General features: G+C 40.2%; 12 protein-coding genes. 4 read left to right on the top strand and 8 right to left on the bottom strand.

The window, feature by feature from the left end; genetic code table 11:
- Nucleotides 1-146: 146 nt before the first annotated feature.
- The 4 genes from FTT98_RS03030 to FTT98_RS03015 form a co-directional block, all read right to left on the bottom strand.
- Nucleotides 147-617, bottom strand: a complete 471-nt coding sequence (locus FTT98_RS03030; protein WP_180176966.1) for a hypothetical protein — start codon at nt 615-617, stop codon at nt 147-149.
- Nucleotides 618-668: 51 nt separating this feature from the next.
- Nucleotides 669-1,643: a bile acid:sodium symporter family protein gene (locus FTT98_RS03025; protein WP_180176965.1), complete on the bottom strand. Its 975-nt coding sequence runs from the start codon at nt 1,641-1,643 to the stop codon at nt 669-671.
- Between the two features lie 223 nt (nt 1,644-1,866).
- Nucleotides 1,867-2,268 carry a lactoylglutathione lyase gene (gloA, locus tag FTT98_RS03020; RefSeq protein WP_180055115.1) on the bottom strand — a complete coding sequence of 134 codons (402 nt, stop codon included), beginning with the start codon at nt 2,266-2,268 and terminating at the stop codon, nt 1,867-1,869.
- A 197-nt stretch (nt 2,269-2,465) separates the two neighbouring features.
- The gene (locus tag FTT98_RS03015) at nt 2,466-4,610 is read right to left on the bottom strand and encodes an MFS transporter (RefSeq protein ID WP_180176964.1); all 2,145 of its coding nucleotides are present in this window, start codon (nt 4,608-4,610) and stop codon (nt 2,466-2,468) included.
- A gap of 205 nt (nt 4,611-4,815) precedes the next feature.
- On the opposite strand from FTT98_RS03015, the gene FTT98_RS03010 reads away from it, so the two are divergent.
- Complete coding sequence (locus FTT98_RS03010; protein ID WP_373684169.1) at nt 4,816-7,464, top strand: Lon protease family protein; 2,649 nt, start codon at nt 4,816-4,818, stop codon at nt 7,462-7,464.
- 182 nt (nt 7,465-7,646) lie between these two features.
- Here the strand turns inward: FTT98_RS03010 and grxD are convergent, their stop codons facing one another.
- A complete protein-coding gene (grxD, locus tag FTT98_RS03005; protein WP_067762767.1) occupies nt 7,647-7,988 on the bottom strand; it encodes a Grx4 family monothiol glutaredoxin in 342 nt (113 codons plus the stop codon).
- Between the two features lie 200 nt (nt 7,989-8,188).
- Between grxD and FTT98_RS03000 the strand changes: the two genes are divergently transcribed.
- Nucleotides 8,189-9,400 carry an aspartate aminotransferase family protein gene (locus FTT98_RS03000; protein ID WP_180114898.1) on the top strand — a complete coding sequence of 404 codons (1,212 nt, stop codon included), beginning with the start codon at nt 8,189-8,191 and terminating at the stop codon, nt 9,398-9,400.
- Between the two features lie 68 nt (nt 9,401-9,468).
- Here FTT98_RS03000 and FTT98_RS02995 read toward each other — a convergent pair whose 3' ends face one another.
- The 3 genes from FTT98_RS02995 to surE all read right to left on the bottom strand — a co-directional run bounded on the left by FTT98_RS02995 (nt 9,469) and on the right by surE (nt 12,209).
- Nucleotides 9,469-10,398, bottom strand: coding sequence for a LysR family transcriptional regulator (locus tag FTT98_RS02995; protein WP_180114900.1), 930 nt, complete (start codon nt 10,396-10,398; stop codon nt 9,469-9,471).
- A gap of 92 nt (nt 10,399-10,490) precedes the next feature.
- Nucleotides 10,491-11,321, bottom strand: a complete 831-nt coding sequence (locus FTT98_RS02990) for a peptidoglycan DD-metalloendopeptidase family protein (RefSeq protein ID WP_180063556.1) — start codon at nt 11,319-11,321, stop codon at nt 10,491-10,493.
- Nucleotides 11,322-11,435: 114 nt separating this feature from the next.
- On the bottom strand, nt 11,436-12,209 hold the full coding sequence (gene surE, locus FTT98_RS02985) for a 5'/3'-nucleotidase SurE (RefSeq protein ID WP_078190173.1): 774 nt from the start codon (nt 12,207-12,209) through the stop codon (nt 11,436-11,438).
- 116 nt (nt 12,210-12,325) lie between these two features.
- Here surE and FTT98_RS02980 point away from each other — a divergent pair, with 116 nt between their 5' ends.
- Both FTT98_RS02980 and FTT98_RS02975 read left to right on the top strand, forming a co-directional pair.
- The gene (locus FTT98_RS02980) at nt 12,326-12,700 is read left to right on the top strand and encodes an MCR_0457 family protein (protein ID WP_168377836.1); all 375 of its coding nucleotides are present in this window, start codon (nt 12,326-12,328) and stop codon (nt 12,698-12,700) included.
- Nucleotides 12,701-12,927: 227 nt separating this feature from the next.
- On the top strand, nt 12,928-13,314 hold the full coding sequence (locus tag FTT98_RS02975) for an MCR_0457 family protein (RefSeq protein ID WP_168377837.1): 387 nt from the start codon (nt 12,928-12,930) through the stop codon (nt 13,312-13,314).
- Nucleotides 13,315-13,366 lie beyond the last annotated feature (52 nt).

The raw sequence follows: 13,366 nt of genomic DNA, 5'->3' as shown, positions 1-13,366 counted from the left end.
AAGGCTTAAAAAAGCAGACCAACACCATAACAGACCATTCTTTTGGCCCACCGAGACGGATACCGCCAGAGCTAAGCACAACAAGTTGGGGCAAATTATAGCTGATTTTTTATTGTTAATAAATAGATATTCAAGGCTGAATCACTCTACTCTTTAGGTTGAGCTTGCTCTAAATATTTCTGATATTGTAATTCGACTGTACGCTGAAATTGGGCTTGATCAAAATGTTTTAATTTTTCAATAAATGCAGGACAAAACGTCGCTGCATTTACTGGCTGTAATGATTTGCTCATGCCCTCTAACATGCCTTGAAGCTGCTGTTTAAATTGTGCATCGACTGGCAAATCAACATCTTTTGCTTTTAATGGCTCTACACCATTAAAACGGACAGCCTGAACCGCAGCAATTAATTTAAGCTTTGCAGTTTGATAAGCCTGATCTAATTCCGTATTCATCTGTGGTTGTCGATCACGACAAAAATCCAACATGGGCTGCAGGCTGATGAGCGGCATTTTTTCAATGACATCACGGTTACTATTTACGGATAAATCCTCTTGAGCATGAACGACTGTGTTCATACCCAAGAATAAAATGAAGATGCCTTGTTTAATTTTCATGATTTTTTTTCATCTATATAAGGTATTTTAAAAGGACCTATTCATCTCGCCCTATTCTTGCCCACGGCTTTGTTTTGCCCAAAGGTTGGCAATCACACCACAGACCATCAACTGAATTTGGTGAAAGATCATAATTGGTAAAACTATCATCCCCATCGGCTGCCCAATAAAGAGAATTTGTGCCATGGGCACGCCGCTCGCCAAGGTTTTTTTAGAGCCACAAAAGAAAATCGTCTTTTGATCAGCTCGGCTAAAGCCCAACCAACGTGGTACATATAACGCCAATAACATAATAATCGTTAATAGAACTGAGCACGCCACAATCAACAGGAATAAAGTCATACCACTCACTTGATGCCATAGCCCTGCCACCACCGCACTGCTGAATGCGCCATAGACCACCATCAAAATTGAGCCCTGATCAAATACCTTCACGATTTTTGGCATTTTCTTCATATAAGGAAACACCCAAGGACGGAGGAGCTGCCCTAAAATGAAGGGAATGAGTAATAACAGCGTAATTTGGATAATAGATGCCGTCGGATCGTAGTTATGTTGTGACTGACCGAGAATAAAATAGGCCACCATCACTGGGGTAATAAACATACCAATAATATTTGAAAATGATGCACTACAGACTGCGCCAGCAACATTACCCTGTGCTACCGAAGTAAATGCAATGGAAGACTGTACTGTCGAGGGTAAAAAGCACATAAACAAAAAGCCCCAATACAACTCTTGCCCTAACATCGGCACGAGAATTGGTTTCGCCATTAAACCCAATAATGGAAATAATGCAAAGGTAAAAGCAAAAACTAAAGCATGTAACTTCCAATGCAAAATGCCTTCAACCACAGCCTCACGAGATAACTTTGCACCATGAAGGAAAAATAAAATGGCAATTGCAGCCGTGGTAATATAGCCAAAGATTTCTGCAGCTTGACCACTAACAGGCAAAAAAGTCGCAAGTATGACCATTACAAAAAGTAGAATGGTAAAACGATCCAAAGCCAACATTTTCAGCATAACAACATCCTGTACAAATTTCCCTTTAAAGCTCGTCGGCACAAAAATGCCCAATAAGCTAAATTTACCATTGAGTAAATTTCATCTTACTGGGCCATGTAAATAAAGCCAGCTTTTCTCCGATATATTCATTATTTTAAACGTTGATAGTGAGCTCAACGCAAAAAAATTTATAAATAAGAATATTCAGCATTACATATGACTTTAAATGAATAATTGCAGATTAATTATTTCGTGCATTTGAGTCTTGTTGGATCAACTCAATTTTATAGCCATCGGGATCTTCAACAAAGGCAATGACGGTCACACCACCTTTCATTGGTCCTGCTTCACGTACCACGTTTCCGCCACATGCTTTAATTTCTTCACAAGCCTTGTAGGCATCATCTACTGCAATAGCAATATGGCCATACGCATTTCCCAACTCATAACTATCTGTATCCCAGTTATGCGTTAACTCGAGTACAGTATGATTTTCTTCATCACCATAGCCCACAAATGCCAAAGTAAAACGACCTTCTTCATAATCACGCTTACGAAGCAAAGTCATACCGAGTACTTCAGTATAGAACGCCAATGAACGCTCTAAATTGCCTACACGTAACATGGTATGCAGCATGCGCATAATCGAGTTTCCTAAATCTATCATTATGTTTGAATACTATAGGGATTTAACATGCAAAGTTCAATTTAAGTCTAGAACGCATATACCCGCTTATTTCAAATATCCTTGTCCAAAACCGCAGATATGCTTAGGCTATTTATGAGCTTAGAATAAAAAAGCCCGTTCAGATTGAATGGGCTTTTTTAATTCAAATTGAATTATAAACTAGATTTCTGTTCATGCTCTTTTAATAGTTTAGCCACCCAAACTACTAAAATTAAAATCGGAATACCAATTAGAGTTGTCATCAAGAAAAATTTCGGATAACCGATATTGGTCACAATCGTACCAGAGTAACCGCCTAAAATTTTAGGGGTTAAGGTCATTAATGAACTAAAGATGGCATATTGAACCGCTGTGAAAGAAACACTGGTCAAGCTCGATAAAAATGCAATAAATGCCGCGCCTGCAAGACCTGACGCCAAGTTATCGACAATGATCGCGAAATATAGCCACAGCGAACTATAAGGCTTAATGACCTTACCTTTGATGTCCACATTTTGTTCAGCACTAGCCAAATTAATCGGTTGAATATCAACACCAAGCACACCCGCCATATTGGCCGCTGTATTCACTTGATATGCTAAATCGACACTCTTTTTCACTACATCATTTTCTAGCAGTTGAGCCGTTAATGTTTTTTGCTTTGCTGTTTCGAGCGCTTGCCCTGGAATTGCAGCACTAAAAACACCGGTTTTATCAAGCTTCGCGTCGAATGGTTTAGCATCCAAAATAATTTGAATTTTTTGATTTTCTTTTAACTCGCCTGCCAAGTATTGTCCACGGACCACGATACTATTTGCAGTCTCTTGAGCTGAAATCGTGTTATCTGAAGTCACTGGCAACAACATCATTGCTGAGTTTGCAAAAGCATTATTCAGATACGGCAAACTCACCTGTATTGGATGTTGATTCTTAGACTGATAATCCGCACTGACTTTAATATTTTGATCTGCAGCCAAGACTGCTTTTGGAATTTGAACTGCCCAAGCTCCCGTGTCATCCGGCGTCGCTGTATATTGCTGCCCTGCTACATTTACAGTGACATCGCTCAATGGCTGACCTGATTTGACCAGGCCGATAAAAATCAAGTTTGTTGAACTTGCTAGTATCGCACCGACAAACATTAATTTCATAATGTTCATGCGCTGCGCTAGCAAACCACCAAGGAAGCCACCAACCAAGCTGAAAATCACACCATAGACTTTTACAGCTTCGGCAATCTGCTCTTTGGTGAAGTTTAAATCTTGATAAAACACATTAGAAATGACGCCGGCGATAATATCGGAAATACGGTAAAAACCAATAAGTAACAACAACACTAAAGCCAGTTTTAGACCATAACGCTTAAAGAAATCTGCAACTGGATTAACCCAAGTTTCAAATGCCATCTGCTTATTTACAGCACCCGATTTCACTAAAACAGAACCGACACCAAAAGCAACCACAGCTGAACCAATAAAGCGTACAGCCTCTAAACAGAACAAGGCGAATGAGTCTGAAATTTGCCACTGCTCTTTCAAGCTTTCAACCGCTACACCTGAATAGATATAACTCAAGACAAAGGCAACCACCGCAGCAAAGAATACAGCGACTAAACGATAATAGTCGGTCCGTTTATAATGCTTTTGTACACGGTCAACCTGCGGCTCACGTATCGATAAAGTTGTGATAATACCGATAACCATCACAGCAGCCATTGCAAGGTAAGTATATTTCCAAGCTTCATAAATATAGTTACCTTTGGCCGTGCCTAAATATGCAGCCAAAAATAACGCCCCTGCACCTGCCACGATCATGCCGATACGATAACCTGCATTATAAGTCGAAGCTAAAACGGTCTGCATTTCAGTTTCTGCCAACTCAATACGATACGCATCAATCACAATGTCTTGCGTTGCGGCAGAAAAACCAAGTAGTACGGCTCCAGCGGCCATTTGGTAAATATAGCTCTGCCCTAAAGCTGGGTCTGAAAAGGCCATGATACAAATTGCACAGATAATAAGAACCTGAGCGATCAATAACCATGCACGGCGACGTCCGAGTTGCTTAGTTAAAAATGGCACAGGCAACTCATCTATTAAGGGTGCCCAAACAAACTTAAACGAATAGCCAAGTGCAGCCCAACTAAAAAAAGTTACTGCACTTTTATCAATTCCTGCTTCACCTAACCAAAGCGATAAACTGGAAAAGATCAGTAAAATTGGAATACCGGCCGAAAAGCCAAGAAAAAGCATAATCAGCGCACGTCGGTCTAAAAATGCAGTAAAAGCAGATTTCCATCCTGAAGCTTGTGTTGTCATGACTCAGTTATTTTTGTCAAAATCGAATGTTGCTATTCAAGCGCTTAATGGCAACGGTTTCAACAACATTTATGAAATCATTGTTTTATTTTATCGATATTTCGCATGCTGTTGCTTGATCTTTGGCATTAAACCTGTATACCTTAATTACATATCTCTATTCTTTAGTTTTTTGGATTCAACAGTGACCCAGCGACTTGAACAAATTCACTCTTCTTTATCAACCACCATTAATGAAACCAACACAAAAAACTTAGCAGAAACAGTAACGACACTAAAGAGCGCTTTTGATCAACCCGAAATACAGAATACTTTAACTAAAACCCAGTTGCAGCCGCTTCAGCTGACGCATACACCTGAACTCAAAAAAATACCAACGTCTACCAAGCGGATCAAACCACTTAATGACTTTTTAGGACAAGATCGTGCCCGAGCTTCGGTTGAAGCTGGCATTGCATTACCCTATTCAGGCTATAACATTTTTGCTGTAGGTACCGCAGGCTTAGGTAAGCGCACCATGATTAAGCGCTTATTACAACAACACGCTAAAAATATGCCAACGCCTTCAGACTGGGTCTATGTCAATAATTTCAAGTTTCCGCGTGAACCGATTGCGCTGAAACTTCCTTCTGGTCAAGCGACAAAATTCCAAACGTTATTACATCAAAGTTGGCAAACTATATTAAAACAGCTTGAACGTCGCTTCACCGCAGAAACCTATCACAATCGCATTGAAATGATTCGCCAACATGCTGGTGATGAACAACATCTTGCTTTAGTTGAATTAACCCGAGAAGGTGAAGAGCTCGATCTTAAACTGATTTCTCAGGATGATGATCATTGTTTCGTTCCGATGCATTTGGTCGATAACAAATACCAAGAAATGTCGAAAGAAGACATCAATGCTTTAAGCAGCAAACAACGTGCTGAAATTGCGTCAAACGTCCGTTATATGGATAAAAAACTTGAACGTCTTGGTCTACATCTTGGTGATCTTGAAGATGACGCACGCGATAAAGTTCAGGTTTTAAACCGTGAAATTGCTAAACAAGTCGTCATGCCGCGTATTGATGTAATTCAAAATAAATTTAGCATGGTTGAAGGCTTAGAAGATTATCTGAAGCAATATGCAGATGACATCATTCAAAATGTTGAGTTTGTTCTTGAGCAAGAAGAAGATGACTTTACACCTGGCCAATTTAACCGCGTGCCATCTCGCTACCAAGCAAACATCATTGCCACACATAAACCTAATGCTGGTGCGCCCGTTATTTTTGAAGATTTCCCTACCCATTACAATTTGCTAGGTCATGTTGAACAACTGACTCAAAACGGCACTATCACCACTGACTTTACCTTAATCCGTCCCGGTGCATTACATAAGGCCAATGGTGGATTCCTCATCTTGGAAGCTGAACAACTTTTAGAACAGCCTTATGCATGGCAAGGTCTAAAACGTGCATTAAAATCAGGACATTTAAAGCTGTCTTCACTTGAACACATGCTCACGCTAACAGGCAGTATTTCGATTGAGCCAGAAGCCATTGATTTAAATATCAAAGTGATCCTGCTTGCTGAACCTGATATTTATTACGATATTTTAGAACTCGAACCTGAACTTGGCAGTGTCTTTAAAATTCGTGCCGATTTTACCGATACATTACAACGTAATGACATTAATGAGCAGGCATATATGCAGCTAATTGCTGACTATGTGCAAACAGACAAACTTCTGCCGTTTGACCGTACAGCACTTGCTGCACTGTTAACTGATTCAAGTCGTCAAGCTGAAGATCAAAGCTCTTTGTCATTACATGCCCTCACCTTAGGTGATTTGATTCGTGAAGCCCATCATCATGCAGCCCTTGCTGGCGATAAAATGGTGACAGAAACACATATCAATACCGCTCTTGATCATCGTAAATACCGTCTAGGCTACTTACGTGAATTATATTGGCAAGATCTCACTCGCGGTACACAGTTAATCGAAACCAAAGGTCATCGATTCGGGCAGATTAACGCCCTCTCTGTGATTCAATATGCTGATGTTGAATTTGGTTTACCGTCACGTTTAACGGCTTCGGTTTATCAAGGTGGCGGCGATATTTTAGATATCGAGCGTAGTGTAGAACTCGGTGGTTCTTTACATGCCAAAGGCGTCCTGCTGATGTCGAGTTTCTTAAAGGCACACTTTGGTCGTGAACAAATTTTACATTTTTCTGCTGCCCTTGCCTTTGAGCAAAGCTATGGCCAAGTAGATGGCGACAGCGCAACTGTTGCAGAGCTTTCAGCTCTGATTTCCGCTATTAGCCAATTACCGATCGATCAATCATGGGCAATCACTGGCTCAATGAACCAATTGGGTCAAGTTCAACCGATTGGGGGTGTAAATGCCAAGATTGAAGGCTTCTATGATGCATGTAAATTACAAGGGCTAACAGGCAAGCAAGGTGTGATTATTCCACGCCAAAATATGCAGCACTTAATGTTACGCAAAGATGTGATTGAAGCTGTGCAACAAGGTCAATTCCATATTCACGCCATAGATACCATTGACCAAGCTCTAGAAATTTTGATGGCGCGTCCAGTAGGCACTCTTGATAAAAAAGGTCGTTATAGCAAAGGCTCAATCTACGCTGCTGTCATGGAGCAACTTGAATACTGGCAAGCGATTGAAGATGGTGCTGAGTTTGAGGAAGAAGAGCCAAAGAAAAAGAAAAAAAAGAAGAAGTCAAAAAAGGACAAAGATAAAAAGGCAAAGAAGTCTGAAGCTCAAGACAGTACTGCTAAAAATGGGACTGCTGAAAATGAGCAAGGTGTTGAAGAAAGTCCGACTGAAGACAATCCGTCATAAATCTTCGATGAGTTTATTCATTTGTTGATTTTTCCACCATTCATTGCACTTTAAATGCCTTTGAAATGGTGGAAAAACGCATAACCCCAGACTTTTTAGATAATTAAGTCATAAAAAAAGCGCCTTAAAGGCGCTATTTTTTATCTGTATCCAATGATTAAAATCATCAAATACATATCCAATTAAGCTTCCGGAGCTGGGCTATATTGTTCAACTAAAGGTTGTAATTCACCTTTTTGGAACATATCAAGCATAATGTCACTACCACCGATCAATTCACCATTGATCCATAATTGTGGGAAAGTCGGCCAGTTTGCAATTTGTGGAAGGGTTGCGCGAATATCTTGATTTTCAAGAATATTTACATAAGCAAATGGACGACCAATTTGACTGAGCGCTTCTACTGCACGCGCAGAGAAACCACACTGTGGAAACTGTGGAGTGCCTTTCATGTAAAGTAGAACTGCGTGTTTAGCAATTTGGTCACGAATTAACGCTTCTGTATCGCGTGCTTGTTCAGTCATTGATATATCCTCAATAAATCTGCTTCGCATTATACCCAAAACTGAGTAAAACAATATGACTAAAGCAATATTTCACGTTTTATTTACATTTCAGCTTTTCAAGTGAGTCATATTTTGCTTATATAGACCTCTTGATGCTCATATATATATATGGCGTCTCCTCTATATTATTTCAATCACCTGACAAATTAGAGTTAGTCATGAATAACATTACCCTTGCCCCAGTACAAACTGATCAACCATCGCACTTGATGCCAGTATTTGGCCGCCAACCGATCAGCTTTGTCCGAGGTCAAGGTGCTCACCTGTATACCGCAGATGGCACAGAATACTTAGACGCACTGACAGGGATCGCTGTTTGTGGTTTAGGTCACTCACATCCTGCAATTACAGCTGCAATTGCTGAACAGGCAGCGACCCTCATTCATACCAGTAACTTATTTGAAGTGCCTTGGCAAACGGCTGCTGCGCAAAAATTAGCTGAAGTTGCGGGTATGGAAGAAGTTTTCTTCTCAAATAGTGGTGCAGAATCAAATGAAGGTGCAATCAAAATTGCACGTAAATTTGGTCATATGCAAGGTGTTGCAACACCAAAAATTATCGTTGCTGATCATTCATTCCATGGTCGTACCATGGCAACGTTATCTGCGACAGGCAACAAAAAAGTTCAAGAAGGCTTTGGCCCATTGGTTGAAGGTTTTATTCGTGTACCTTTTGGTGATATCGAAGCAATTGAAGAAGCTGCAATTCACCACCCAGACATCGTAGCGATTTTGGTTGAGCCGATCCAAGGCGAAGGTGGCGTCAACACTGCTCCTCAAGGTTTTAGCTATTTAGAAGATATTCGTCGTATCTGTAACCAACACAACTGGTTAATGATGCTTGATGAAGTGCAAACAGGTAACGGCCGTACTGGTAAATACTTTGCATATCAACACACCAATATTATTCCTGACGTGCTAACTACAGCAAAAGGTCTAGGTAATGGCTTCCCTATCGGCGCAGTCATGACTCAAGGTCGTGGTGTTGGCGTTTTAACAGCGGGTAACCACGGTTCAACTTATAGCGGTACAGCATTAGGTTCACGTGTGGTTTATACCGTGATTGATACCATTCAAAAAGAAAACCTTGTTGAAAATGCTGCAAATATGGGTGCGTACCTTGTTGAGCAATTCACAGAGCAACTTGCCGATCAAAACGTAACTGTTCGTGGTTTTGGTTTAATGGTCGGCATTGAATTACCAAAAGCATGTGGTGAACTTGTGAATATTGCACGTGATGAGCATCACTTGATTATTAACGTAACAGCAGGTTCTGTGATTCGTTTATTACCTACGCTAAACATCAATAAAGAACAAGCGGATATCTTGATTGAACGCATTGTTAAAATGGTGAAAAACTTTCTAGCGTAATTTGTGCCGAAAGTAAAAAAAGCCGCTGATTGCGGCTTTTTTTATATCTTTTTAAACCTTTTTTGTTTTTATGAGGCTTCTTGGTATACACGTCCGCCTGGTAATTGACTGAAATACAATTTTAATGCATCTAGGCAACGATGAATTTTAGTAGGCTGTTGATCACGTTTAGACATCACCGCATATAGAGTAAATGATGGTAAACGCCATTCTGGTAAAACTTCAACAAGAGAACCGTTTAATAAGTCTTTTTGCGTATCTAGATATAATATTCTTGCAATGCCATGTCCTTGTTGACACATTGCTTTTGCAGCAAATACATTATTTGTTGTAAATCGGGAGTGCACATCCAATGCAACCTGTTCTTTAGTCACTGCATTTTCAAATGCAAAATGCTGAAAGTTTCTAACCAAATTTATTTGAACCATATCATGATTTTGTAAATCTTCTGGTCGTGTAATTAAACTGGTTTGATTGATATAGCTTGGTGCTGCAACGAGAACTTGTTCAACATGTGCCAATGGCACCACATGAAACTGTTGATCATCAATTTTTGAACTCATTCGTAGCGCAATATCAATGCGTCCATCAATTAAGTCGATATATTGATTATCTGCTTCTAGATGAACGGATAAACCGCGATGTGCCGACATCCAATGTGACAATGCAGGAATCACATGATTCGCACAAATTTCTGGTGTCGATGCAATACGTAATTCACCGACTAAGTCGTCACGAAGTTCATTGATACGAATTTTGCCGCGCTCTGCGGCAGATAGCATCTCTTGGCAACTATGAAAAAAAGCTTGTCCAGCTTCTGTCAAACTTAACTTACGTGTTGAACGATGTAAAAGAATGACTTCCATATCCTGCTCTAGTGAGCGGATTTGCTGACTCACGGCACTCGTGGTAATACCTAACTCACGAGCAGCACCGCTAAACGAATTTTTTTCCACAACGCAAGCAAAGACACCCATTGCTCGAAGTTGATCTAACATAAATTTCCCTCATAAACTTATGAGAAGCTTCATCTTTCGATAAAAGCAACTCATTGTATTATACGGGGATATTTTGCTTTTGCATTATATATTTAATTATTTGGTAAAACTGCAGTTGGATTGATTGGTTTACCATCTAAACGCACCTGAAACTCAAGCATCGTACGGTTTGTACCCGATGAACCCATCTCACCAATTTGCTGCCCTGCTTTCACAGTATCGCCACTTTTGACATTCATTTTACTGTTATGTGCATATGCAGTGATATAGCCATTAATATGCTTCACCAAAATTAAATTGCCGTACTCTTTAAGACCATCGGCGGCATAGACCACTTGACCATCAGCTGCTGCAAAAATAGGATCACCTGTATTACCTGCGTAACGTGTTCCTTTCACATTCGATGCTAAATTATAGCCTTGTAATACCGTAGGACGCGATACTGGACTCACCCAACGTAAACTTGAAGAACTGACCACTGGCGTTGGAACTGTAGTTCGCGTCACTGTCGATGGAGTGGTTGAAGCTTGAGTCACGGGCGCTGTTTGCGTTGGCATTGCAATCGTTTGGCGTTGAATTGGTGCCGCTTGAGTCATGGCTTGCGTAGACGTTGTACGACGTGAGCCGCCATTTTTAAGGCGAATGGATTGTCCAACATAGATGCGATAAGGCTGCGCAATATCGTTCATTTCTGCAATGCTGACATAGCTCAAACCATAGCGAGCGGCAATGCCACTTAAAGTATCTCCCGAACGAACTGTATAATAATCCGGAGCAGTCGCATAACGGGTCGCATTATTAATTTGTGGTTTTGACGCACAGCCAGTCATGACCAAAGTCGTAACAACCGCAGCAGATAAAACAAGGGTCTTAAATAATGCTGCAGGAGCGGTAATAACGCGATATTGTGACACCAGGGACATCATCTTCCTCACTAATAATTCAAATATAGTCATTATGAATGGGCTAAGATTAGCAAAAATCCACTCTAAAAAAGTTGCGGCATAACCATTTTCACAAAGTTATAACATTAATACTTAAGATTTAGATAACTCTGAGTGCAAGTTATTCAAAATCTCATAGTTTGTAGCATCCATTTGTATAGGCGTTACACTGACATAACCATTTGCCACTGCAAAGAAGTCTGATTCAATATGCGTTAAGCCTTTTTTAGGCTCTGCCACGGCCTCACCTGCCAAGCCAATCCAATAGACTTGACGACCGCGCGGGTCTACATGACTGGTAATCGGTTTGGACTGTAAACGTCGCCCTTGATAGGTCACTTTAGTGCCTTGAAGTTCAGCGACATCTGGAATATTGATATTAAAAATATGTCGTGCAGGTAGCGCAGGTAAACCATTGGCAATAAAGTCATGCACCCATTGTGCAGCTACGGCATAATCTTCAGGGTTGTTATAACTACGCACATTCGGCCCAGCCAAAGACACGGCTAGCGCAGGTTGTTTCATTAGACGACCTTCAAATGCGGCACCGACCGTCCCTGAATACAGCACATCATCACCCAGATTTGCGCCGCTATTGATCCCACTCACCACCAAATCAAATTCAAAATCGAACAGACCATTCATTGATAAATACACACAGTCCGCAGGTGTGCCATTTACCGCCCACATATTTGGTGCAATTTCGACAGGTCGTAATGGTCGATCTAAAGTCAGTGCACTTGAAAAACCACTGCGTTCACTTTCAGGTGCAACAATCACCACACGACCGAGAGGACGCAATGCATGTGCTAAAGCTTGGATACCGGGAGCAAAAACGCCATCATCATTGGCAATTAATATATTCACAACTAAATTTCCATTACTAAAAAATTAAAAATGACTCGCAAGAACATTTTATTGAAATATATGAATAATTATATATATTTACATTTCAACATCCAGCATAAATGTGTGTGTACAAAATGAATAAAACCGTAGCACTTCGTGGTTTATTGGGCTTTGCTCTAGCAGCTTGCATGACTCAAACTGTGGTCGCAGACAATGACTTCACTCAAGAAGAAGCCAATACTATCGTAAAAGAAGACATTGCATCTGCACAAGTCATGTTAGAAGTATGCCCTGCGATTATTGGTCAAAATGCAAAATTTGATGCCAACATTCAAGCACTCACTAAAACATATCTTGCTGATTATTCTGATAAATCAATGACTTTAGAAAAACTACAGTCTGACAGCGAATATAAATCAGTTCTTGAAGAAGCACGTCAAGCTGCTAAAGAAACTGATAAAGCTGAACAAAAATCAGTTTGTGATGACGTTTTAAATTATGAAGGTTAATTGATCATTCAGATTTGGACGCCCTCTCAATAGGTTAGTCCTAATTGCATCAAACCTGCCAAAAAAGGATGACGCTTTATAGCCTCATCCTTTTTTCTTTCACAATGTATTGATTTCTAAACAGCTTCAATACAATTTTCTACTGATCTCTACCCAAAATATGATTAAGCTTGGCTAATAAATTTTAGCTATTTGATATCTTTTAGGTTATTTAACAGGTTATTTAAATGAAAAACTCTTTTGTAAAATCTCTTTGTGCCCTTAGCCTTTCTGCTTTTGCGTTCACCACCATGTCTGCACATGCCGCAGATGAAAAAATTGAAGTGACTCCTACACCTCAAGTGACCAGTCAAGAACTTGCAGCTATTTATGTACTTTCTGAAGTTTGTCCAAAACTGGTGAATGACAAAGATCAGCCGAAGTTTGAAGCGGGTTATGCAAAATTAGCCAAAGAATATATGCCGAATGAAAAGAACCCTGTAAATGCCTTACAACAGCTCAGCAAACAAAAAAGTTTTAAAGAAGCTTTAAAAGAAGCGCAGTCTGATGCGAAGAAAGCTGGCGATAAGAAAAATGGTACGATTTGCAAAGAATTGACTGCTTACAGCAAATAATACCAATTGGTTACAATACTTTTAAAATAAGCGCTTGCACCCCATAGCAGTC

The sequence above is a fragment of the Acinetobacter sp. YH12039 genome, assembly GCF_013420015.1.
GTDB lineage: Bacteria > Pseudomonadota > Gammaproteobacteria > Pseudomonadales > Moraxellaceae > Acinetobacter > Acinetobacter amyesii.
The sequence above is the reverse complement of the archived record's forward strand: the minus strand, read 5'-3'. Positions and strand labels throughout refer to the sequence as shown.

Bases quoted from the DNA above. Each gene is read 5' to 3' on its own strand.
- FTT98_RS03030 (WP_180176966.1), bottom strand. From the start codon at position 617: ATGAAAATTAAACAAGGCATCTTCATTTTATTCTTGGGTATGAACACA.
- FTT98_RS03025 (WP_180176965.1), bottom strand. From the start codon at position 1,643: ATGCTGAAAATGTTGGCTTTGGATCGTTTTACCATTCTACTTTTTGTA.
- gloA (WP_180055115.1), bottom strand. From the start codon at position 2,268: ATGCGCATGCTGCATACCATGTTACGTGTAGGCAATTTAGAGCGTTCA.
- FTT98_RS03015 (WP_180176964.1), bottom strand. From the start codon at position 4,610: ATGACAACACAAGCTTCAGGATGGAAATCTGCTTTTACTGCATTTTTA.
- grxD (WP_067762767.1), bottom strand. From the start codon at position 7,988: ATGACTGAACAAGCACGCGATACAGAAGCGTTAATTCGTGACCAAATT.
- FTT98_RS03000 (WP_180114898.1), top strand. From the start codon at position 8,189: ATGAATAACATTACCCTTGCCCCAGTACAAACTGATCAACCATCGCAC.
- FTT98_RS02995 (WP_180114900.1), bottom strand. From the start codon at position 10,398: ATGTTAGATCAACTTCGAGCAATGGGTGTCTTTGCTTGCGTTGTGGAA.
- FTT98_RS02990 (WP_180063556.1), bottom strand. From the start codon at position 11,321: ATGTCCCTGGTGTCACAATATCGCGTTATTACCGCTCCTGCAGCATTA.
- FTT98_RS02980 (WP_168377836.1), top strand. From the start codon at position 12,326: ATGAATAAAACCGTAGCACTTCGTGGTTTATTGGGCTTTGCTCTAGCA.
- FTT98_RS02975 (WP_168377837.1), top strand. From the start codon at position 12,928: ATGAAAAACTCTTTTGTAAAATCTCTTTGTGCCCTTAGCCTTTCTGCT.